This is a genomic window from Zavarzinella sp., from assembly GCA_041399155.1.
Classification (GTDB): domain Bacteria; phylum Planctomycetota; class Planctomycetia; order Gemmatales; family Gemmataceae; genus JAWKTI01.
Genome location: JAWKTI010000004.1, coordinates 468,286 through 490,722 on the forward strand (window position 1 = coordinate 468,286; position 22,437 = coordinate 490,722).

Here is a 22,437-nt window from a genome sequence, read left to right on the forward strand (position 1 = left end):
TATCGCTATCTGGTTTTTTCATTGCACCCCTACGATCTACTGAGTATATTACAGTCCAATGAGGGCGTTCCTCAGGATGAACTTTTGCATGCGCATTGGTACATAACACACAAAAAGTGATAGACAGAATCTTCAACGGAATAGATAGAAATCAATTCTGTCTAATTATAGTTATCCGACATCAGGAGGCATATGGCCAAGTCCGCGACAACATTGGCGAGCGAACTGCTCGAAGGCGACACCGGCGGTCTTGAGGAACTGCGCATTCACGAGTTCGACGAAGACGAAGAGGCGCACGACGACGAAGCGATCGAGAAGCTCTATACCGATTTCTCAGCCGAGTTTGATCGCGTGGAAGCCGTACTGACCAAGGAGTACGGCAAGCCGTCGCGCACGGGCAAAGAGGATGACGAGGTGATTCCGCTCAACAGCGTGTTTCGCTTCGCGATCTGGTCCGTCGAGGACAAGCAGTTGTTCGCCGCTGCGGCGCATGAAGATCGCGGCGTGCCAATTCTGCTCATGCTCGGCACGGCGGACGGCGATGTCGGATAACCACACGCTGCAATGGACCGGCCCCGCGTCGAGCGTTTTGGTAAATTGAAGGTCGTCCGGTGCGGTGCCGGCCATTGAACGTTGATCCGTTAAGCCGGCCTGCGGCCGGCTTAACGGGGTCCGCGATTGAGCATATAGTATAGGTGACGGCCGCAAGCGGCCTAACCAGCGATTGGAGCAGGAATCGCTTCGTATTCACTCCGCGACTCTGCTCAATCGCGGACCCCGTTATTCCGCCTATGGACGCACTCGTACAGGTCGAACAGAAGTACGGCTTCACGCTGCCGAGCGTGTACCGGTCGTTCGTCGAGCGCGGGTATGTCACCTACCCCGGCGACGCATACCTTTGGGTCCACGAGGCTGAGTGGTTGCCGACTGAAGATATGCTCGATCATGGCGGGTTCGGGGACCTGGGCAGTCCGAAGCCGGGTCTGGTCGCATTCGCTTTTAGCGGCCGTCGCGATTTGTGGGCATGGCAAACAGAGCGGGTCTCCAAAGTCGGCGAGCCAACTATCGTTCTCTGCCCACGCGATTCCTACGAAGGCGAATGGTACGCGCCTAGCTTTCTCGGTTGGCTGTATCGGATTTCGTTAGAGTACGCGTCCTCAATGTGGGATGAGGAAGCCGAGACGAAGCAGAACCTAGGCAGGTGGGCTTCGGTACTCCGCGAATTCGGAAAACACGAATGGGCGGATTTTGTTGAAGGTGTCGCCTCGCGCGCAGTGATTGTCAGTCGGTCTGGCTCACGTGGGCAGCTCGTTGAGAACTCGCTGATCAGTCAGCAAGACGTCAGTGGGCGTCTCGTCGCGGCGTTCGGGCCGGGCTTCATCGATTCGCCGTACATCTGGGACCTTGAAGGCGAACCGGCGGCGGAATAACCAGCCGCTGGAATGGACCGGCCCGGCGGAACGGTCCTTGTCGTTTGCAAGCATGGTCGGCGCCGGGCCGGCCATTCAACGTCGGTCCGCGATTGAGCATACAGTAAAGGTGACGGCCGCAAGCGGCCTAACCAGCGATTGGAGCAGGAATCGCTTCGTATACACTCCGCGACTCTGCTCAATCGCGGACCCCGTTAGGCCACCGGAGGTCGGAATTGGACGAAGTGCCCGACCATCTGAGGCGGTATCCGACCAAGGCCGGGCGGGAAGCGCTCGCAGCCCGGCTCGGCCTGACTATCGACCCGCATTCCCAGGATTGGGAGTGGGAAGTGGCCGGGCCGCCGCATTTCGACGCGTGGCTGGCGACGTACCAAAACGCAGCGCTTTCGGACGACGAGCGATTCTCGCTGATGGAGATGTTGATCCAGTGTGTTGAGGGCATGGTGCCCCTCCGGGGGCTGCCGGAGGAGGTCGAGGATCTGCCGCAATGGCAACCCGTCGCGGCTCTGCTGAAGGCCAACCCACGACTGCATGCAAGCAGCATCGCCTATTGGTCGATTTTTGGCCGCGACGATCCCGAGGAGCACTTCCGAGTTTCCGTCCCGATGCGGAAGGTATGGGCTGCGGTGAAACCAGAACTGGCCGAACAAGGTGCTGCAGCAGCCGGCGGGGGCATGTAGGCTTTTTCCAGGCATAGTCTTTGCAGCCCCCGCCGCTGCTGAGCTATGTCGTTCTATGGCGGAGGTTCGCGACTTGGATCGGTCATCGGTACTCGCTTATCTACGTGGGCTCACCGCGAAGCAGTTCGCGGTATTGTTCTACGAATCTGTTGAGGGCGTGCACCCGTGGCCGGGCGAGGAGCAGTTGTACGACGTTCGCCTCGTGCTCGGCTACGCGAGTCGCGATCTAGACGACGACAATCCGAATGCGCCGTGGCAGTTGTCGCTCGTTTGCCCGGTGCCGAACGAGAAATGGGTCGATCACGCTCCGATTTGTCAGCATGGAAGCCACTGCGACTACGACACAATCAGTTGGGCAAAGCACTCGGTATGTCCGATCTGCCATGGCGAAGTCTACGGAACCTGACGGCGCTCCGGCCACCATAGAACCAACGGATGAAGCTGACTGGGGCCGCCATCCTGGTTTCGCGCGGCATGAAGGTTTTGCAGGCGGCCCCGGCAGCTTATCCTTATCGTTAAGCCGGCCTGCGGCCGGCTTAACGGGTCCGCGATTGAGCGTATACTAAAAGTGACGGCCGCAAGCGGCCTAACCAGCGATTGGAGCAGGAATCGCTTCGTATACACTCCGCGACTCTGCTCAATCGCGGACCCCGTTCGATGATACAAGGTTGTAGGCTAATGGACACTGACCCTCAAACCATAATTCTTAGAGAAGTCGCCGCTCGTGTGGATGCTCGGCAATCTTGGGGTAGCTTTCTCACGAAATTTGGGATCGACAAATCCCGCTTTCAGGATTATGAATCTGGTGCGGAACGTATGTCATTCGACTCACTTTCCGCTGCATGTCAATTTGTTGATCTCAGTTACACTGATTTTCTTTCTGATGAATTTGAGTTAACCGAATTTCGTAAAACCCTAGATGCTGTGGGCAGCAGACAAAGATTGATCTATGAACAAGTTTCTGAGAATAATGTCCTACCGGTTGAAAAAAGTACGAATGCACCTTGTGAGGTGGCGATTGCTCACCCAGATTTCGACTTCGATGCATTTGTTTCCCATGCGTCTGAAGATAAAGCAGATTTTGTTCGGCCTCTCGTCGATTGCTTGAAAAAAAAAGGGCTGCGGATTTGGTACGATGAGCATGTTTTATCAGTTGGAGATAGTCTTCGCGAAAAAATCGACGCTGGATTGGCATGGTCACGTTATGGCATTGTCGTCGTCTCTCCTGCCTTTTTAAAAAAGAATTGGACCAAACGTGAGTTGAATGGCTTAGTTGCAAAACAAATTGAAGGGCCGCGAGTCATCCTGCCAGTTTGGTACAATGTTACACACTCTGAGGTTCTTAGTTACAGCCCTCCCTTAGCGGATGCTGTAGCGCTAGATTCAACACGCTTCTCTATCGTTGAAATTGCAGAGCGGTTAGCAACCTTCATATCCAACAGAACGTCTCCCAAGTGATCACCTAACAAGCGATTGAAGCAGGAGTCGCTTCGTATTCACTCTGCGACTCGACTCAATCGCGGGACCCGTTATGCAATTGGAGAAACAGCTGCTGAACGACACGGTCCTTAAGAACTGGACACTGCGGCTTTCTTTGGCCATCGCTGGTGCGTTGCTCGAGCTTGCGCCACAGGTCGGCGCCGAACCGCTGGCGATGCTGGCCTTGGACTGCCACCCTTGGCATGGCAACATTGGTATCGCGGCTCTCACTGCAAAGGAGGTCGCCGACAAAGCCATTAACGATCCAGCCGAGATGGCAGCATGGCGATTTTTCGATTTCGCTCGTGATTTCGGCTCGTGGCAAGTTGCGACCGTGTTGGGCCAAGAGATGAAATCGGCGTATTATTCGGGCGAGCGTCCAGCTGTTGTCAAAGCATTCTTCAGCGCGTGCGCGATAGCAATTACATCCAGTGTCGTTGCTGAAGCAATTGCGGGTTTCGTCCGTGTTGATGGATTCAGACTTAGTGTGGCGCACCCAGACGATGGGCGTGAGTTCGTGTCTTGAGTAGGCCGGGCTTAACGGGTCCGCGATTGAGCATACAGTAAAGGTGGCGGCCGCAAGCGTCTATGTGAGCGATTGGAGCAGGAATCGCATCGTATCCACTCAGCGACTCTGCTCAATCGCGGATCCGGCTCAGCGGTGGAGGGTGTCCAGGATGGCAAAGCTTCGGCTGACGCGGATCGAGCCACCCGACTAGACGACGCAACCGGACATCAGCATCTTCCGCGTAACCGTCGCAGAGTATGCAGCCATCCAGCGACTCGTCGTCCATCTAAGCGAAGGCACGCCGAACCAGGCGATGGAAACTAAATACTCCTGCGGTTAAGATTTTTTTGCAGTTCTCTGCTCTTTCTGGTCAAGATATGTGCGGATGGCGATATCGAGTTGATTCACCCCACCTGACCAACGCCCTAAAAACGAACCCGCAGTAAAATACGCACGGCCGGACTGGGAATATTCATCACGATAATCGATCCGAACCCAATACATGGGCATATTGGCAATCACAAAGATACTGATCACGATTAAAAAGATGTACAACACTGGATCATCCAGGCTAAGGGTTTTAAACGCACCCATCCCTGCCATTAACATCGTTAACGGGATTGAGACTGCCAGGCTAACAATCGTTTGCCAACTGATAATCGGCCCTACAATCTGGAGATCAGGATTGATGAATGTTTGTGGGCCTTTCCCCCCAAAAAAGCAGATCCCCTTGGATGTGGGGCCGATTGCTCCGCGATCAACATACCAACCAATCTTCCACCAGGCAAATAAATGCTTTTCCGTGGCATACCACAAACCTGAAGCCAAATCATTCGATGTATCTCGAGATTGCTTCTGTGGCACAGACTGTTGTTTTTGAATGGGCCGAACAGTAACATCTTCATTACATTCCGGACAAACAACATCCCTGAAGCCAGGTAGTTTTACACCACAATGTGGGCAGGCATCTATCATTTTGGTTCTCCATCGATCGAATCAGGTGCTACCAGTATCTGAAAACGGGGTCCGGAAAACAGGCACATTTTGAAATTATCATGAGTTGGAAAGAGTTTTCAATCATTTCGATTAACCCACATTCATTGCAGGTGGGGCATTTCTCATTGCTGGAAAGCTGATTTTCGGTTACAATTAACACTACGCAATTTGGAAATCTGCCGGTACCCACCGTGGGAGCGAGTTATTAAGAAATCTTCATCTCCAAACCGCGCAATCACACGTCGCACTCTGCTGCAAGCAGGGCACGTGGGGCTTTACGGGTGGGCAGCGAGTCATTTTCTGGCTGGCACCCCAAATATTGCACAGGCCACCACCAAAACAGTGGGCAAGGCGAAATCATGCATTTTCATTTTTGCCTGGGGTGGGCCTTCCCAACTGGATACGCTGGATCCGAAGCCGAATGCCCCCGAAGAGATTCGTGGGCAGTTCAAGCCAATTGCTACCAGCATCCCAGGGGTACAGTTCAGTGAACATTTTCCCAAACTTGCGAAAATGGCCGACCGCCTTACCGTGGTGCGTTCATTGACGCACGATGACCCCGCCCATTTGTCGAGTGTGCACCACCTGACAACGGGCCGACTGGCACCCAAGCCGAAATCAGACGCTGAACCACCTTCCAGGCGGGATTCCCCACCGTTAGGGTCGGTGCTGGCACAGTTCCGCCCGGTTGCGGATGGTTTTCCGGCATTTATCACCCTGCCATGGATTGTTTCCCACCCCGCCGCACCCGGTGGCATGGCACCTGGCCAGCACGCAGGCTGGCTCGGCACGAAATTTGATCCGTTTGTCATTTCCGGCGATCCCAACCACCCACAGTTCGAGGTGCGGGGCCTGAAGCCCAATCAGCACCTGCCAGAAACACGTATGGACACCCGGCGTCATCTGCTGGCACAACTTAATGGTGGTGCGGTTCAACAGATGCAACAGAAAGGCTTCGATCTGTTGACCTCAGCGAATGTCCAAAGAGCTTTCAATATTCATGAAGAATCCCCCGCCACACGGGATCGGTATGGCAGAAACATCCACGGACAGTGCCTGTTAATGGCCAGAAGGCTGGTTGAAAATGGCGTGCGGGTGGTCAACATCAACTGGCACCAGGATGGGAAAAACTTCTGGGACACCCACGGCGACAATTTTAATCGGCTGAAACGCGATCTGATGCCACCCACCGATGCCGGTTTGACCGCACTGCTGGACGATCTGGCGGTGCGTGGCATGCTGGATGAAACCCTGGTGGTATGGGTGGGGGAATTTGGCCGCAAACCGGAGATTACCAGGAACAATGCAGGCCGCGAGCATTGGCCGTTCTGTTACAGTGGCCTGCTGGCAGGTGGGGGAATCCGTGCAGGGTATGTGCATGGTAGTTCGGATCGCTTTGCCGCCCACCCGGCTGAAAATCCTGTGTCACCCGCAGACCTGACTGCAACACTTTATCACGCGATGGGCATACCAGCAGACACCCACCTGAATGATCTGCAAAACCGCCCCGTCAGAATTACGGAAGGCTCAGTGATCCACGATTTGTTCCAATGAGTTGTCCAGCGTCGCCTACATCACGATTTCAAGCCATGTCTCTCCAAGTAAGTGACAGTAATTCAGTTTCAAAACACTCACTTGTTACGCTGGTAAGATTTCGAGATATCCCAAGTGGTTATTTTGTTTGGCCCCACAGTGGTCAGTAGCAGTCCATCACTGCGAAATGCCAAATCGTAATTTGCGGGAGACTGTAAATCCAATAAAGCATCGCCCGTCCGAGTATCCCAGATTTTTAAAGTCTGGTCCATTGCAATGGTGGCTACACGCTGACCATCAGGCGAAAAACGGTAGGTACTGATGACGCTACTGTGCCCGGATAACTCGTGCACCTGTTCCATCTCTGGAAATCGATAGATCCCCACTTCCAGAGGGCTTTTGCCCATAGCAACAAATTTCCCATCTGGACTGAATTGAAGTTCATATGTTTTCAACTGGCTGGGAATGGCTTCAACCCGGAGCTGGTCTTCCACGATAATTCGCTGGAAACCATCAAAACTCTGGGCAGTAATCAGATGATCGGTGCCCGGCTGGAAATACAGTTTCACGCGGCCATTATTGGTATTTGGGGTAGGAAGCTGGTGCAGTTGTCGACCGTTCGTGGCATCGAAGATGCGAATTGTTTTGTCGAAGTTCACCGTGGCAACATAGGTGCCTGCATTGTTATACACAATGCTATCCACGGAACGCTGAGGGCACTGGAGTTCATGCAGTTTTTTGCCGGTTGCAACCTCCCACCAATAGGTTCTACCAAACTGAGATGCGCCTACCAGAGTTTTGCCATCGGGACTGAAGGCATAACTGCTGATCGGATCGTGTTGATCAATTAACGTGTGGTGCTCTTTTCCATCCGAAAGATACAGCTTCCCCATTTCATCAATAAATACCATCAGGTGGGAGTGTTTGCCGGAACAATACTTTAACTGCCGCATCATGCGGAAAGGGGTGTCTAATTCCAGTACTTCCTGACTTTCGCGTAAATCCCAGATCCGCATCTCGCGTTCCGTACTTACTGTGATTGCATTGAAACCATCGGGATGAAGGGAGATTGCGGTTAATGTCCCCAACAGCCCTTTGCGTTGCGAGAGCAGTTGTTTCGTTTCGGTATTCCACAATTCAATCGTATTCCTTTTCGAATTCCCAATCAGCATTCTTTTTCCATCGGCTGACCATTGAATGTAAGCTCCTTGCAAATCAGCAGACAGAAAAGGTGGCTTGGCTGTCGTCCCCGTTTTGACATTAAAAACCTGAATTTGATTTTCAGAGTTGGTAACAAAGAGCCAATTTCCAGAAGGGTGATAACACATCGATTGCAGGAACCCACTTTTCAGTGGGATTTCCAGCACTTTCTGATTGTTGATGAGATTGAGAATTTCAACCTTTGTTCCACGTTGGAAAGCGAGGTATTGGTTATCAGGCGAAAATACTTTCACATTGGCATATGTGCCAGTCGTTTTGTGTAATTGTAGTTTCCCAGTTGCTACTTCCCAGATACGCAGGGAATGATCTGAACCTGTGCCAGCAGCGGCTACCCAATTTCCATCATCGCTGATCAGCATATTTCCCAATAGTTGGTCATCTGCATGGAGGCGTTGAATTGATTTCTTCTGCTTTGCATCCCAGACTTCAATGGTATCGAATGTGGGATTCACCAGGAAACGACTGGAAACGCGGCTGGAAGCATACCCGGCGATACTAAATTCTGGATTTCGTTCGATTTCCATCACCACATTTCTTGTAGTGGCATCCAGAATTCGCAACTTGTCTTCCAGGTCTGCCAGGATCATCGTGCCGTTGTGAAAGTACTCCCCACCCGCAGACGTCTGCCAGAGGTGTTGCTGCTCCAGACCTCGCAGGTAATACCATTCGAATTGCCGGTGATCGAGCTCGCCAGCTTTCGGCTGATAACGATTCAACAGCGACAGCATCCGATTGGTATCGCCCGCCTGCCAGGTGCGGTGGGCTGTCGTCATATCGGAGACATAGCGCTGGTGGGCCAACTGAAATCTCGCCTCATTGGCGGCATCACGCTGAATATCCGCTTCCTGACGAGCTGCTTTTTCCCTGTCTGCAGAAATCACCAGGTCTTTGTTCAAGCTCTGCAGGTTTGCCTGATAGGCAACAGCCACAATCGCAGCAGTAACTGCGGCAAATGCTACCAGACTGGCTAGTATCAGCCCTGTCTGGGTGGGATGCCTGCGTACCCACTTGCGGGTGCGTTCCAGAACTCCCACCGGACGTGCTGCAATTGGCTGCCCTGTCAGAAAACGGTGCAGGTCATCTGCGAAATCTTTCGCGGTCAGGTATCGATCGGTGGGAAGCTTTCGCAGACATTTCAGGCAGATCGTTTCCAGATCGATAGGTGTTTTGGGATACAACTGCCGCGGAGGGACAGGTTCCTTGTGCCGCACCATTTCGAGCGTTTCCAGCATATCCTGCCCACGGAACGGTGGGCTACCTGTCAATAATTCGTACAGAATTGCACCCAGAGAATACACATCGGTCTGTCCAGTGACTTTGTGACTGTCTCCCGCGGCCTGTTCCGGTGCGGCATAACTGGGGGTGCCCATGAACGCACCCGACTGGGTTTGACCCTGATTGGCCTGAATATCTTTCGCCAGACCAAAATCGGTGATTTTTGGAATTGCTTCTGTCTGGTCACGTGGGGATACATACAGGATGGTCGATGCCCCACTGAACTGTTCTTTGGTAGATTCGGCAGCTTTGGGGTGGGTGCTGCCACCCTCCTTCGGTGGGGGTAATTTCAGCAGAATGTTCGCTGGTTTCAGGTCACGGTGCACCACCCCATGCTGGTGCGAATAATCGATCGCTCGCGCAAGTTTCTCCATCAATGTCGCGGTTGCCACCGCAGACCAGGGTGTCCCATCCAGTTGTTGATCGAGTGTGCCACCTTCGACGTATTCGAGTGCCAGAAACAGACTGCCGTGGGCTTCACCCACTTCAAAAATCTGGATCAGGTTGGGGTGCTGCAGGCGGGCAATGACTTCCGCCTCGTGCTGGAAGCGGTGCAGTTCTTCCGGCGAAGCATACAAACCACTCCGCAAGGTTTTTAAAGCGACGAGCCGGTTGAGCTGTTGTTGACGTGCTTTGTACACCACGCCCATCCCACCGCGGCCGAGGATTTCCAGAATGTCATAGCCTGGAATCTCTATCTGGGGCAGTACGGGTGGTGCGATCAAGTCTTTCATTGGTGTGCCCCGACAACGAAGGATCGAGATAGATCAGGGATTGACCTCATCGTACACGAAAGCTAACTTGTTAGGTGGGCAAAATGACAAAGTGATGAAGAAAAAATGAAAAATGAGAAGCCGAATCTGCGCTCGTTAAGCAGGCCGACTCCCCTGAATTTCATGAAGGATTTCTAATAAATCGTTCGAGATGCACACCTCATCGTCCAGAAAATCCTGTAACCAGATGAAATGTCGCTTTTGTGCGTTCGAAACCAGTGGTAACAAATCTCGCAGCGATACACGATTGGTGGGCAGTGGAATTACATCCGGCTCCCCTTCGCTGTCATAGGTTTCTTCAGGTATTTCTGCAGCCGGCTCCCGATAGATCTTCAAAAATGGTACCATGGAAGTCCCTCCCGGTAGTAATGTCCTGGTGGTTGAGCAATACGGCACCAATCCCGAGCAATACTACTCGAATTGGTGTCTTTTTCTGGCGATAGTCCCCCGCTATCCTTTAGTTTCGGCGCTTCCCACGTGGGATGTTCATAGAAAACCCACAAGTGTGAAAAATTGCTGTGCAGGTTGAAACGACTGCACTGATTATGCAGGAAACTTCCATGACCCAACAAACCAGATTAGCTGTTTTGGGTGCCGGTGGCTGGGGCACTGCCGTTGCCATTGTCCTTTCGCGCAACCCCTTACTGCACATCACTTTATGGAGTCCACGCAGTGACCATGGCCTTGAACTGGAGCGGGATCGGGAAAATCGACGATTATTGCCCGGCGTGAAAATTCCTGCCGAAGTTCACCTGACGTGCGACCCAGCCGCCACGGCAGATGCGGAAGGCTGGGTCAGTGTCATCCCCACCATCTATCTGCGTTCCACCATGATGAGGCTGCCTGGGTATTACCGCCAGCAACCAGTGATTAGCCTGACCAAAGGACTGGAAATTGGCACATTCAAACGACCGTCTCAGATTATCGGTGAGGTGCTGGGTACCCACCAGTTACTGGCACTCAGCGGGCCCAACCATGCGGAAGAAGTGGCTCGAGGCATGCCCACGTCTGCAGTGATTGCCGGAAATGAGAGCTCTCTCACCACTTGGGGGCAGAAACTGTTCACCAACGACCGTTTTCGAGTTTACACCAACCAGGATATTGTGGGTGTCGAGCTGGCAGGTGCGTTAAAAAACATCCTTGGTATTGCGGCAGGGATCAGCGATGGCCTTGGCTTTGGCGATAATGCAAAATCGGCGTTGCTGACACGAGGTCTGGTGGAAATGGCCCGCTTTGCAGGTGCTTTGGGAGCCGAACACGAAACTTTTTACGGTTTAGCAGGGATGGGCGACCTGATTACCACCTGTTTCAGCCCCCACGGACGGAACCGCATGGTGGGGGAACGCCTCGCACGTGGGGAGTCGCTGGCCGATATTCTGGCCAGTGTCCCATCGACACCGGAAGGGGTCAGCACGGCGAAAAGTGTATACGAGCGGTGCCAGAAAATGGAAATCGACATGCCGATCTGCACCGGAGTTTACCGCGTTCTGTATGATGGCATCGCCCCACTGGATTACATCAATCAGTTAATGATGAGAAAACCAGCACAGGAATAAGCTGGCCGGCAGATTACCTCTCCCCGCTTGCTCCCCCTACGTTGCCAGGGAAGGGGCCGGGGGGTTAGGTTTGCATTCCATTTCCAGTTGGTCAGACTTTTTCGACAAAGTACAACAACATTCAGACAAAATCGGGCCGCCAGACCCAAACGGTATCCTCGGTTTCTAAAACAGGAAAAACAACATGCGATTGAATTTGTTGCTGATCTGGAGCCTGATCTTTGGCGGCACGGACCTCGTCGGGGAAGAACGCACTACACATGAGAAATTACTCACAATTGCTGAGTCCCGCCTGAAATCGATCTATGAAAACCGAGACTTTGCCCCAGCCACATTTGCTGGTCATTGGCTTGCCGATAGTTCCGGCTATCTGGTGCTGGAAAGTGCCAGACCTGGCACCGCACCGGATGTAGTGAAGTACGGAGTCCAGGATAGAAAAAGAACTGTTTTCATCAGTGCAGATCAGCTCATCGAACCTGTCAAAAAAGTGCCACTTCACGCACAGAAGATCATTCAGACACCCATCGATCACATTTTTTGTCTCGAAACCCGAAATGGCCAATGGCTCTTCGATGTGAAATCTCAAAAACTCCAACAACTTCCGAATGTGGCACCGCAACCAGCTTTGGCGGATTCATTTTCGCCACAAGTTGATCGGATCGTCTTCCGTCGTGGAAGAAATCTTTCGGTCGTCGAGTTGCAAAACGGGAAAATTACGGCCTTAACGAAAGTGGATGATCGAAGCGACTTCAATCATTTTGACGCACACTGGAGCCCCGATGGGCGCCGGATCGCCTTTATCCAATCGGACTACTCAAAAGTTCGCCGCCGGGCAGTAATTCTGCCTACCGACCCCACCTATCCCGAAGTTCGGTTTGATCACTTCGCCAGGGTAGGAACCCCCATCCCAACACTTCGCATCGGCATCGTGGATCGTGATGGAGGTGATTCGCAGTGGTTGAAACTGCCTGCGGAACCGGGGACTTTTTATATCCAGAACATCAGTTGGGCGGGAAATTCCAAGGAACTGTTGATTGAGTTGCAAAGTCGTTTCCGAGATCATCGCAAATTCCTGCTGGCCAATATCGTAAGTGGAGCGGTTCAAACAGCTTATGAAGAAACAGATCCCGCCTGGATCGATGCGAGTTATGCTGCCAATGCCGGTCTGGAATGGATTCGTAATGGGAAGGAATTCCTGCTTCTCAGTGAACGTAATGGTTGGCGGCAGGCCTATTTGATTTCCCGCGACGGCAAGCAGCAAACCCTGTTGACCAAAGAGAAGTCAGACATCATTTCGCGTGGTCCCGTGGATGAAGCGGGTGGCTGGTTCTATTACATCGCATCGCCGACAAATGCCACACGACGATATCTCTATCGCATCAAACTGGATGGTAAAAGTGAAGCAGAACGGGTGACACCTGCTGACCAGCCGGGGTCGCATAGTTATCTGTTCTCACCAGACAGAAAGTGGGCATTCCATACATATTCGACATTTGATAATCCCCCAGTGATTGATTTAGTTCGGCTTTCCGATCATCGCTCGATGCATGTGCTGGAAGCGAATGAACAGGTTCGGAAACGAGCCCAACCTAACATTCACAGACCCACAGAATTCCTGAAGGTGAATATTGGCAATGGTGTCGAGATGGATGCCTGGATGCTGAAGCCAAAAGATTTCGACGAAAGTAAAAAATATCCCGTGTTTTTCTTCATCTATGGAGAGCCACATGGCCAGACTGTACTTGATGACTGGGCAGGCGGGCAGAACCACACCATGTTTCATCGAATGATTGCCGATCTCGGTTACCTGGTAGTGTCGATGGACAACCGAGGCACACCAGCTCCCAAAGGCGCAGCATGGCGGCGGTCGGTGTTTGGCAGCCTCGGACCACTATCCAGCGACGAGCAGGCTGCAGGTGTGAAGGAACTGGGCCGGATGCGATCATATATCGATCTGTCACGAGTTGGTATCTGGGGCTGGAGTGGTGGCGGTTCCAATACCCTGAATGCGATGTTCCGCAAACCAGAAACTTATCATGTTGGTATCGCTGTTGCACCGAAACCACGGCCAGAATTGTACAACGCCTGGTTTCAGGAAATCTTCATGCGTACGCCCGAGGTGAACCCGGAAGGTTATCGCACCGCTGCCGCGATTAATTATGCTGAAGGTTTGCGGGGTGATCTGCTGATCGTCCACGGCACTGGTGAAACGAATACCCACCTGCAAATCACAGAAAGCCTTGTTGATCGCCTGATAGAATTGGGCAAGAAGTTCGACTATATGGCTTATCCGCACCGAGATCATGGCCTGCGTGAAGGTAAGGGGACTTCGGTCCATCTCAGAATGCTCATGACCCGCTACCTGCTCGATCATCTGCCCCCTGGTCCGAAGTGATGCGTTGTTTCTGTTGACACTTTGTGTAACCTGTTACGATTGAACAGTTTTCAAGGAAACGATCCATGATCCGATTCACTATCGCTATTCTGACTGCAACCGTGTGGTATTTCACGGCTACGTCCCAGTCTGCAGAACCAATAAAGAAACCCAATGTGTTGTTCATCGCAGTGGATGACCTCAATGATTGGGTCGGTTGTATGGGAGGCCATCCACAAGCGAAAACACCCAACCTCGATCGGCTTGCCAAATCGGGGGTGTTATTCACTAACGCCCACTGTGCAGCACCTTCATGTAATCCGTCTCGTACCGCCATTATGACGGGGATGTCGCCAGCGAAATCCGGTCTTTACACCAACACACAACGGATGCGGGATGTTTTGCCGGACACGAAGCTACTACCGGTCCTTCTCCGCGAACAGGGATATACTGCCCTCGGTTCCGGAAAAATCCTGCATTACTTCACCGATGCAAAGTCATGGGACGGGTACTACCCTGAAGCGAAGACCGAATCCCCAATTCCATTCACTCTTTATCCGAAACAGCGACCACTCTCCCTGCCGCGGGCTGGCCCATGGCAGTATATTGAGACCGATTGGGGGCCACTCGATGCCACTGACGAGGAATACGGCGGTGACTCGCTCGTCGCTAATTACGTCGGTCAGCAACTTGCAAAAAAGCACGACAAACCGTTCTTCCTTGCGTGCGGACTCTATCGCCCCCACGAACCGTGGTTCGTGCCCAAAAAATATTTCGAACCGTTCCCACTCGACAAAATTCAGCTCCCACCTGGTTATCAGGAGAATGACCTTGATGACCTCTCTGCCGAGGGAAAACGCCGCGGGGCGAACCGTTATTTTGCTCACATCCAGGAGCACAAACAGTGGAAGCAAGGTATCCAGGGTTACCTTGCAGCCATTTACTACTCGGATGCGATGTTTGGCCGGGTACTCGATGCACTCGACAAGAGTCCGCACAAGGACAACACAATCGTTGTCCTCTGGTCCGACCATGGCTGGCATCTCGGTGAGAAACAACACTGGCAGAAATACACAGCGTGGCGAGCTTGCACGCGTGTGCCATTAATGATCCGCGTTCCACAACTGAACAAACCCGCGGTATGTGATCGCCCCGTCAATTTAGTTTCGTTAATGCCGACAATCCTCGAATTGACTGGACTGCCCGCTCATAAAGAGTGTGACGGCCCTTCGCTTGTGCCACTGCTCAAGAACCCCGCAGGGGAATGGAAACATATTTCGGTGACCTATCTCGATACTCCCGGCAGCTTCGGGCTGAGTACTGATCATTGGCGATACATCAAGTATCACACTGGTGATGAAGAACTTTACGACATTCAAGCTGATCCGTACGAGTGGACGAATCTTGCAGGCAAACCGGAACACCGTGAGAAACTCAACGAACTGCGGAAAATCGCGCCGACAGTATTTGCAAAGGTGGTTGAACCGGAAATGAAAGCAATCGCCATGAAAAAACCTGAAAAAGAGATCCCACCATCGAAACCGGAAGGTGCCCCTGCAACCATCCAGTTTGTTAACTCTCTGGGGCAACCAGTTCGGATTTACTGGGTCAATCCTAATGGCGAGCGCAAGTTGTATGCAGAAGTGAAGCCAAATGATAACTATCGCCAGAACATCCGCAAGGGTGCAGTGTGGCTGATCACTGATACCAAAGATACACCTGTCGGCTACTTCGTCGGTACAGGAGTGCCAGTCAAGGCAGTGATTCGAAAATAATCTGCTTTCATTTCTTTTTCAATCAACTGCGTTAGCACAGTTCGAAATACGAATTATTGTCCATTGATCACTCAGCCCGCAGTAATCAGCGAAATTGGAACCGGGCTAATGTAACTTTGCTGATTGCTGGCAGTACAAAAATGAAGGAACAATATGGGCTATTTCCTGGAACTGCAAGCAAAAGAAAATGATCAGAAAAAACGCAGGTAATTTAATCTCAGATTTGTGATGACCGCTTACTTCTTCAGAGCTTCTTCGATGACGGCACCCGATATTTCAATGACATTGAATGGAGGCCAGAAACTGCTGTGGGGGCCTTTGCTGAAACCTGTGTAGGTACCGTTTTTCAGAAATTTGTAGGTCAGTACGAAGTACTGTGGGTCCCCATCGCTGTCTTTGTAGTCGTAGCGGAAGGTCAATTCGAAGGTATCTCCATAGTCCACCCCTTTCTGGTAAGTGGTCGATGTGTGGCTGTTGCTGGTCACATAGGCAAGTTTGGTGATTGCCGACCCACTTCGCAGTGCGTTGTCGCGGGCTGCCTTCTGTGCGGCATTCATTTCGCCAGCAAATGCGGACTGGCTGGTCAGGGTGCAGCCCACAACGGTGATGGCAACAATCATGAAAGAACGGGAAACTGTCAACATTGCATTCTCCTCAAAATAAATGGCACCCGATTTGAAAGTTTGCCTCCAGTGGCTGATGATTCGGATGACACAGATGAAATGCGGGCAACAGAAATTGAGGACAGCAAAAGAGGAGAATTTTTTGAAAATAAATATTCAAATGCTCAAACGATTAATCTGGCAGCCGAAAATATTGCAGTAATGCATACAAATGTAGCTTAAATAAGGAACGATTCGCTACCTAGTGCCCGCATGACTCCAACGCTCCTGCCATCGACATATACAGTGGCATTACCGCTGGATGAGTGCTGAACTGCGGCTGTGCCCCTGGAATCGGTAAATGCTGGACTCGTTTGGGCTCCATTGAAACTCAGGATTACTTTCTTGCCAACAGGAATGCTGCCATCGCGGAAACGCAGGGTAACATAGGAAGTGCTCATGCAAATCTCCTTAGTATTGTTGAAGGTTGATAGTAGAGTTGATACATGCGGAGATGGAGTTGCCACGGGCGCATCGCGCCAGATTCTGGTATGCTGGTCGCAACTTCCTACCAGTAACCAGTAGTTTCTGGGCAACACATGGGACAATTTTGTTGAAAAGTTTGCGATTTTTGCTTTTCTGTGGGTGGGGAGATTCTTCTTGAACTGCCAGACAGAATATCCTAACTTCGTAGGGAAACTCCCAATGTGGGGGAGTACTTCGCAACGTTGGAGAACTGGAATGCGGCTGACCTCTCTTTGCCTGTTGGTTTTAGCTCTGCCCACCTGGGCAGATTTTCCGAAACCAGAAAACCTGCCAAAGCAGACTGGCTTGCCAGATCTGCTAAAGACAATGGATGGCAAGACCATCACCACCACCGAGCAGTGGGAGACGATTCGCAAACCGGAATTACGTAAATTATTCCAACATTACATGTATGGCACACTACCCACCAATTTGCCATTTACCTCAAAGGTGCTGCATGAAGACAAACAGGCTTACGGTGGGAAAGCCACGCTGAAAGAGATCGAACTGGCGTTTACCGGTACCGATTTTCGTTTTCGCCTGCTGGTGGTGGTGCCCCACAGTAAGGCACCCGTACCCATTTTTGTGGGGCCAAACTTTACCGGTAATCATTCCGTGGTGGACGATCCCAAAGTGCAGATTTCTTCCGCCTGGAGCCGTGGCAATAACCCCACCGTGGTAGAGAATCGGCTGACTGAACAGGGACGTGGCAAAAATAAGGACACCTGGAACATCGATCTGATTATCGAAAGCGGCTTTGCGGTGGCCACCTACTACTACTGCGAAATTGATCCCGACAATAAAGATTTGCGGGCAGGCGTACGCAATATCCTGCCGAAAAACTATCCCACTGCCACCATTGCCTGCTGGGCGTGGGCACTTTCCCGGTGCGTCGATGTAGTGACAAAAATGCCGGAAATCGATGCCAAAAAAGTGGTATCGGTGGGTCATTCCCGCCTTGGGAAAACTGCCATTCTGGCAGCCGCGATGGATGAGCGGATTGCGATTGCCATGCCCCACCAGGCAGGGTGTGGGGGCACTGCACCCAGCAGAGGCACTGTGGGGGAAAGCGTGGAACGGATCAATACCAGTTTCCCACACTGGTTCAACGACCAGTTTAAGCTATTTAACAAAGATACCGCTCGTTTGCCATTCGATCAGCATGGGCTGGTGGCCTTGTGTGCCCCACGTCCGGTGCTGTTTACCAATGCCGAAGAAGATAGCTGGGCCAATCCACGTGGGCAATTTGAGGTACTTCAGGCAGCAAATCCGGTCTATCGCCTGTATGGTAAAGAAGGGATCTCAACAAAAGAGTTCCCACCGAATAACCAATTAGTGGATAGCACCCTGGGGTACTTTATTCGACCTGGCAAACACTCCATGATCCGCCCAGACTGGGAAGTATTTATTGCCTTTGCGAAGAAGCATTTTCAGAAATAACTTTGCAGGATGTGGTGATGATTGTTTTTCGTGCGATTGGCGTCTTTTTATTGTCTCTGGGGTTGTGCCATCAGGTGCAGGCTCAAGAAGGCTGGATGCAACTACGCTACCAGCTTCAGATTGAAATTCGCTTTCCCAAACATGAAATTTGTACGCCCATTTGGAAAAAACAGCTTCTAAAACAGGTTCATCAGCAACTTCAGTCGGCAATGGGCTCTGTGGTCGAAGTGGTGGTTCGTGATACCGCAGAAAACAACACCCAGCAGGCCATCTGGCAGGAAATCGACAAAAAGAAACTGTCTGCGGTGCTGCAAAAGCCCTCTTGCACCGTGGGGCAAAAGCTGCACCTGGTTGACCTGAAATTTAATGAGAGAACTCTCAGATTCGCCCACCGACAGTTCGATGGTGCCACCCAATCGTGGCAAATGCACGCACGCGATGAAGCTGTGGTGCTGCAAAAGTATCTCGCACGGCAACTATGCCTGTCTTTGGCCAATGATTTTGGCATCGTCGGCATATTCCGCTATAGCAACCCACAACAGGCAGAAATTCAACTGTTGGGTGGGTCGATTCAGCAAGGGTTGGCCGCACCGGGTGACCTGTTCATGGTTCTTAGCATGCAACAACGCCGCGATCCTAAAACGAAAACAGTCATGTCGATTTCTCAACCAGTGGAAGGTGTGTTGTTGCAGGCACAAGCCGCAGCCGAAAATGGTCTGGTGCGTGCCAGAATCCTCTCCCGCTTTCGCAACGCTTTTGGCAGAAACACTTCCAATGCAGAGTATTACTGTGTAAAACTTGGAACCCTGAAAACAGCGATGCGACTGACACTTCTGGATATGGATGGCAAACCATTGAGTGTACGCGATTTGAACGTGTGCCTGGGTACCGAAAACTATCCAGAGAAACGCACTGCCAAAAACAGCCTGGAATTAAATGAAAACGAGTTTGTTACTGCGGAACCAGTCCCACCCCTGGTATTTTTGCGTATTGCCGTGGGGGAACGAACCATTGCCCGTGTGCCGTTTGCCAACACCACCCGACAGGTGCAGTCCATTCGTGTGAAAGTGGATCCGGGAATTGAAGAATTGACCTATGCGCAAGGGATTGCCCAGGATCTGGTGCAGCGGGTGCGGTCCGCACGTCTGCTGCAGGTGGGGGCCTTTGAAAAGCTCAGCCAGATTCAACAGAAAGATCGCCAGAAGGCGATTGACCTGGGGCAGCAGACACTCGATTCTTCCGTTGCCGAAGCGCGATCGGTGCGTGCAGAACTGGCCCGCGTTCGCCCACGCCTGGGGCAGGAAGTGGCAGAAATGCTGGATTTTGCAGAAGCCGACGTGGTGGCATTGGAAGTGAAAGCGAACGAATTGCGAGATCACCTGAATAAACTGAAAGAGTTGCAGAAACTCGACAACGACCCCCAGGTTCAGGAACAACGGAAACAGGTGGAAGCCGCACTGGTGCAGGCCCGCTTACTGCTGACGAAAGCCGACGTTCCGGCAGCAATTGCTCAGTTTGAACTGGCACTGATGAAGGTGGGGGCGGAAGAAGCCGCGAAAATGGCAATTCAGGCCGAATTGAAAAAACTGAATGATCAATGGTTGATTCGCGACCCACAACATGCGGAAAGCAGGCAACTGATTTACGATCAATTGCCCAAAATGCAGGAACCAGCAGAAGTTGCTGCGGCCATTCCCGCACTGCAACGGGCGATTACCAAGTGCCAGGAAGTGAACGATCGCTACACAGTGCTGAAGTTTTTCCTGTCTGGTCCGGAAATTCTGGATAATTACGCGAAGAAATTGGCAGCACTGGCACAGAATGCTTTTGATGAAGACGAACGAGCCCGGGTGGTGGACTTGAAAGCCAAAGCGGAACAACTGCAGCAACTTCTCACCGCCAGTGGCAAATATCTGGGCATTCAGGCGAACCAGCCCTAAGTATGAAGAATGCCCGAAATCCCTCGAGATCACCTTGGGTGATCTTTATTTTGCAAAATTCACAAAATATTTTTCTTCGACGTAAGTATCTCTTGTGCAAATACTTACAAAAATCTGTCTGAGTGATTTTTCGTCGTTTTCAGAAAAAAATAGTCAATCTGACGATCGACGTGGATATATTATATATGAATGGAAATAATTCCACTTGATTTGTGCCGCGGTGGCAGTGTCAAGGAGTTATTCCGGATCGGGTGGCCAGGGTGCCTTTTTAGCATGGTACTTAGCCAGGTTTTCCCGCAGCAAACTATACCAGGGGCCGCCGTTGCTGAATTGCAGTGCGTATTCCAGCACCTGTGCGGCACGTTCGTAGTTGCCGGCGGCAGCGTAAGCCATCGCCCAGGTATCGTAACATTCCAGATACAACTGTGGGTTGTTCATGCTGGCAATTTCGCCCCACATGATGATCGCCTGCTGCATGTGGGTTTGCTGCATGAACTTGCGGTTAATTGCCATCTCCCGCAGGGGACTCATTAAGTCGTTTGTCCAATTGGGATCCAGTTCAGTAGCCTTGGCAAACATTTCTTTCGCTTCTGCGGCATCGCCCTGATAGTGCAGTGCCACGCCCAGGCGATAGTAGTTGCTGGCAGTATCCGGTTCTTTGGACAACATATATCGGAATGCATCGGCAGCTTCATCCCATTTGCGGATGGCCAGCAAGCTGCTGCCGTGGTTCCGCACATGGTTGTCATCATCTGGCCAGCACCCACATTCACGGATGAAGCGGTAGAATTCTTCGGCCCGGTCTAACCTGCCGAGTTTTTCGTAAACAAATGCGGAGTTTTGTAAGGAGGTAGCATCATAGGCAAACATTGCCAACGCCCGCTCCATGTGGGGAATCGATTCTTCAAACTTCCCTTCGGCAATTAAGCCGTGGGCATGGTTCGAAGTGGCACGCACGTTCTTTGGCATCACCTGGGTAACGGTATACCACAATCGGGTGCGGGTGCGATAGTCTTCTGTGCGTCGGATTGTCAGGATGGTCAGAATGGCTGCCAGCACAAATAATAGCCATGGTGCCAGCACCTGCAACCGAACCGTGCGTAACAGCCAGTCGCCCACAAACACCACCAGGATTGCTGGTGTGGCCAGCGACAGATACAGGCGGTGTTCAAAAATGGCATCGGCAATCGGCATCACTGTCGACGTGGGTGCAAGAATCAGAAAAAACCAGAACAGCACAAAGCCCATGGGTAAACGCCAAAGCATCAAACCAAAGGAGGTCAGCAGGATCGAACCAACGACAATCATCTCGCGGGTAACTTCCCGCCAGCTATGGCTCCAGGGCCACGTCTGGTAATCCAGGCACAACCGCGTGGGATAGAAGGTAATTTTGAAGTAGTGGATCATCACACCGATTTCGGTGTAGGCGTATTGCATGGGGGTAACATTATCCAGCCCAAAGCCCACATTGTTTACTGCTTTGGTGGATCGAACGATATTCCAGATCGTATAGGCCAGCCAGATACCACCAACCCACAGGTAAAATGGCCAGCGCCGGCTGACTTCTTTCCAACTGGGTGCGATAAAAATACGGTCGAACAGCACCACAGCGATCATCGCCGTGGCCAGGATTTCTTTGGAAGAATATCCCAGGATCATGCTGACGCCTGCAAGAAGATACCACTTCCAATGGCCCCACCGGGTGTGGGGACTGCGGAAGAAACGGCTGCGGGCTTCTGGAGGTAACGGCTGATCGTGGTCTGCGGACCGAACCAGGGCATACAGGACAAACATGTAAAACAGCCCAGCCATCGATTCGCACCGTTGCACCAGATAGGTAACGCTTTGTGTTTGAATTGGGTGCAGCATCCAAAGCAGGGCACTGGCAAAGGCGAGATAGGTGGCTCTGGTGAAATAGCGGTTTTCAAAGCGTGGCAACAGCAACGTGCGACGGATTAAGCCGTACAGCACCAGCGTTGCTGCCAGGTGGATCAAAATGTTGGTGATATGAAAACTGACTGGGTTGTTCTTTCCCATCTGGTGATTCAGCAGATTGACTGCTGCCACCGTCATGCGGGTGTGAAACCCACGCAAGTATTTGATGGGATGGTCCAGGTTGGGTGCATTGGTCAGCCAGCCATCATCGTCGAAAATAAAAGTTTTGGTGACGGAATTCGCGTAGGCAAACAGACAACAAAGAATCAGCAGTGGAATGGCTTTCGACCACTGATTGGGATTCTGACGAAAATGAGGTACCGTATTTTCCATGAATTCTGATCAAGTTTCCGCAATCATTCTTTATAATGATAATGGCCTCTTTTAGGCCTGAA

The 22,437-nt window shown here is 51.8% G+C and carries 19 protein-coding genes; 13 read left to right on the plus strand and 6 right to left on the minus strand.

All coding sequences use genetic code 11. From position 1 onward, the window contains the following. The first annotated feature begins 192 nt into the window (after positions 1-192). The 6 genes from R3B84_19685 to R3B84_19710 all read left to right on the plus strand — a co-directional run bounded on the left by R3B84_19685 (position 193) and on the right by R3B84_19710 (position 4,115). Complete coding sequence (locus tag R3B84_19685) at positions 193-552, plus strand: hypothetical protein (GenBank protein ID MEZ6142790.1); 360 nt, start codon at positions 193-195, stop codon at positions 550-552. A gap of 239 nt (positions 553-791) precedes the next feature. Next, the gene (locus R3B84_19690; GenBank protein ID MEZ6142791.1) at positions 792-1,430 is read left to right on the plus strand and encodes an SMI1/KNR4 family protein; all 639 of its coding nucleotides are present in this window, start codon (positions 792-794) and stop codon (positions 1,428-1,430) included. A 215-nt stretch (positions 1,431-1,645) separates the two neighbouring features. Then, complete coding sequence (locus R3B84_19695; protein MEZ6142792.1) at positions 1,646-2,110, plus strand: hypothetical protein; 465 nt, start codon at positions 1,646-1,648, stop codon at positions 2,108-2,110. Between the two features lie 73 nt (positions 2,111-2,183). Further along, the gene (locus R3B84_19700) at positions 2,184-2,516 is read left to right on the plus strand and encodes a hypothetical protein (protein MEZ6142793.1); all 333 of its coding nucleotides are present in this window, start codon (positions 2,184-2,186) and stop codon (positions 2,514-2,516) included. A 272-nt stretch (positions 2,517-2,788) separates the two neighbouring features. Continuing rightward, complete coding sequence (locus tag R3B84_19705) at positions 2,789-3,568, plus strand: toll/interleukin-1 receptor domain-containing protein (GenBank protein ID MEZ6142794.1); 780 nt, start codon at positions 2,789-2,791, stop codon at positions 3,566-3,568. 73 nt (positions 3,569-3,641) lie between these two features. Continuing rightward, entirely contained in the window at positions 3,642-4,115 is a 474-nt protein-coding gene (locus R3B84_19710; protein MEZ6142795.1) for a hypothetical protein, read from the plus strand. 318 nt (positions 4,116-4,433) lie between these two features. Here the strand turns inward: R3B84_19710 and R3B84_19715 are convergent, their stop codons facing one another. Then, positions 4,434-5,072 carry a hypothetical protein gene (locus R3B84_19715; GenBank protein ID MEZ6142796.1) on the minus strand — a complete coding sequence of 213 codons (639 nt, stop codon included), beginning with the start codon at positions 5,070-5,072 and terminating at the stop codon, positions 4,434-4,436. Between the two features lie 288 nt (positions 5,073-5,360). On the opposite strand from R3B84_19715, the gene R3B84_19720 reads away from it, so the two are divergent. After that, positions 5,361-6,647, plus strand: coding sequence for a DUF1501 domain-containing protein (locus tag R3B84_19720; protein MEZ6142797.1), 1,287 nt, complete (start codon positions 5,361-5,363; stop codon positions 6,645-6,647). Positions 6,648-6,724: 77 nt separating this feature from the next. On the opposite strand, the gene R3B84_19725 is transcribed toward R3B84_19720, so the two are convergent. Next, entirely contained in the window at positions 6,725-9,856 is a 3,132-nt protein-coding gene (locus tag R3B84_19725; protein MEZ6142798.1) for a serine/threonine-protein kinase, read from the minus strand. Positions 9,857-9,991: 135 nt separating this feature from the next. Beyond that, positions 9,992-10,243 carry a hypothetical protein gene (locus R3B84_19730; protein MEZ6142799.1) on the minus strand — a complete coding sequence of 84 codons (252 nt, stop codon included), beginning with the start codon at positions 10,241-10,243 and terminating at the stop codon, positions 9,992-9,994. 212 nt (positions 10,244-10,455) lie between these two features. Between R3B84_19730 and R3B84_19735 the strand changes: the two genes are divergently transcribed. From R3B84_19735 to R3B84_19745, 3 genes are all read left to right on the plus strand, one after another. Further along, positions 10,456-11,451, plus strand: a complete 996-nt coding sequence (locus R3B84_19735; protein ID MEZ6142800.1) for an NAD(P)H-dependent glycerol-3-phosphate dehydrogenase — start codon at positions 10,456-10,458, stop codon at positions 11,449-11,451. Between the two features lie 184 nt (positions 11,452-11,635). Then, positions 11,636-13,846: a DPP IV N-terminal domain-containing protein gene (locus R3B84_19740; GenBank protein MEZ6142801.1), complete on the plus strand. Its 2,211-nt coding sequence runs from the start codon at positions 11,636-11,638 to the stop codon at positions 13,844-13,846. A 65-nt stretch (positions 13,847-13,911) separates the two neighbouring features. Then, complete coding sequence (locus R3B84_19745) at positions 13,912-15,600, plus strand: sulfatase-like hydrolase/transferase (protein ID MEZ6142802.1); 1,689 nt, start codon at positions 13,912-13,914, stop codon at positions 15,598-15,600. A gap of 236 nt (positions 15,601-15,836) precedes the next feature. Here the strand turns inward: R3B84_19745 and R3B84_19750 are convergent, their stop codons facing one another. Beyond that, entirely contained in the window at positions 15,837-16,244 is a 408-nt protein-coding gene (locus R3B84_19750) for a hypothetical protein (protein MEZ6142803.1), read from the minus strand. Between the two features lie 48 nt (positions 16,245-16,292). On the opposite strand from R3B84_19750, the gene R3B84_19755 reads away from it, so the two are divergent. Further along, on the plus strand, positions 16,293-16,445 hold the full coding sequence (locus R3B84_19755) for a hypothetical protein (GenBank protein ID MEZ6142804.1): 153 nt from the start codon (positions 16,293-16,295) through the stop codon (positions 16,443-16,445). Here the strand turns inward: R3B84_19755 and R3B84_19760 are convergent. Then, complete coding sequence (locus tag R3B84_19760) at positions 16,442-16,663, minus strand: hypothetical protein (GenBank protein ID MEZ6142805.1); 222 nt, start codon at positions 16,661-16,663, stop codon at positions 16,442-16,444. The two genes, R3B84_19755 and R3B84_19760, sit on opposite strands and share 4 nt — an antisense overlap. A 280-nt stretch (positions 16,664-16,943) precedes the next feature. Between R3B84_19760 and R3B84_19765 the strand changes: the two genes are divergently transcribed. After that, entirely contained in the window at positions 16,944-18,167 is a 1,224-nt protein-coding gene (locus tag R3B84_19765; protein MEZ6142806.1) for an acetylxylan esterase, read from the plus strand. Positions 18,168-18,184: 17 nt separating this feature from the next. After that, on the plus strand, positions 18,185-20,107 hold the full coding sequence (locus R3B84_19770; GenBank protein ID MEZ6142807.1) for a hypothetical protein: 1,923 nt from the start codon (positions 18,185-18,187) through the stop codon (positions 20,105-20,107). 237 nt (positions 20,108-20,344) lie between these two features. Here the strand turns inward: R3B84_19770 and R3B84_19775 are convergent, their stop codons facing one another. Continuing rightward, a complete protein-coding gene (locus R3B84_19775; protein MEZ6142808.1) occupies positions 20,345-22,375 on the minus strand; it encodes a tetratricopeptide repeat protein in 2,031 nt (676 codons plus the stop codon). Positions 22,376-22,437: the final 62 nt, after the last annotated feature.

Coding starts and splice junctions, on each gene's coding strand:
- R3B84_19685 (MEZ6142790.1), top strand. CDS start 193: ATGGCCAAGTCCGCGACAACATTGGCGAGCGAACTGCTCGAAGGCGAC.
- R3B84_19690 (MEZ6142791.1), top strand. CDS start 792: ATGGACGCACTCGTACAGGTCGAACAGAAGTACGGCTTCACGCTGCCG.
- R3B84_19705 (MEZ6142794.1), top strand. CDS start 2,789: ATGGACACTGACCCTCAAACCATAATTCTTAGAGAAGTCGCCGCTCGT.
- R3B84_19710 (MEZ6142795.1), top strand. CDS start 3,642: ATGCAATTGGAGAAACAGCTGCTGAACGACACGGTCCTTAAGAACTGG.
- R3B84_19715 (MEZ6142796.1), bottom strand. CDS start 5,072: ATGATAGATGCCTGCCCACATTGTGGTGTAAAACTACCTGGCTTCAGG.
- R3B84_19725 (MEZ6142798.1), bottom strand. CDS start 9,856: ATGAAAGACTTGATCGCACCACCCGTACTGCCCCAGATAGAGATTCCA.
- R3B84_19730 (MEZ6142799.1), bottom strand. CDS start 10,243: ATGGTACCATTTTTGAAGATCTATCGGGAGCCGGCTGCAGAAATACCT.
- R3B84_19735 (MEZ6142800.1), top strand. CDS start 10,456: ATGACCCAACAAACCAGATTAGCTGTTTTGGGTGCCGGTGGCTGGGGC.
- R3B84_19740 (MEZ6142801.1), top strand. CDS start 11,636: ATGCGATTGAATTTGTTGCTGATCTGGAGCCTGATCTTTGGCGGCACG.
- R3B84_19745 (MEZ6142802.1), top strand. CDS start 13,912: ATGATCCGATTCACTATCGCTATTCTGACTGCAACCGTGTGGTATTTC.
- R3B84_19750 (MEZ6142803.1), bottom strand. CDS start 16,244: ATGTTGACAGTTTCCCGTTCTTTCATGATTGTTGCCATCACCGTTGTG.
- R3B84_19760 (MEZ6142805.1), bottom strand. CDS start 16,663: ATGAGCACTTCCTATGTTACCCTGCGTTTCCGCGATGGCAGCATTCCT.
- R3B84_19765 (MEZ6142806.1), top strand. CDS start 16,944: ATGCGGCTGACCTCTCTTTGCCTGTTGGTTTTAGCTCTGCCCACCTGG.
- R3B84_19770 (MEZ6142807.1), top strand. CDS start 18,185: ATGATTGTTTTTCGTGCGATTGGCGTCTTTTTATTGTCTCTGGGGTTG.
- R3B84_19775 (MEZ6142808.1), bottom strand. CDS start 22,375: ATGGAAAATACGGTACCTCATTTTCGTCAGAATCCCAATCAGTGGTCG.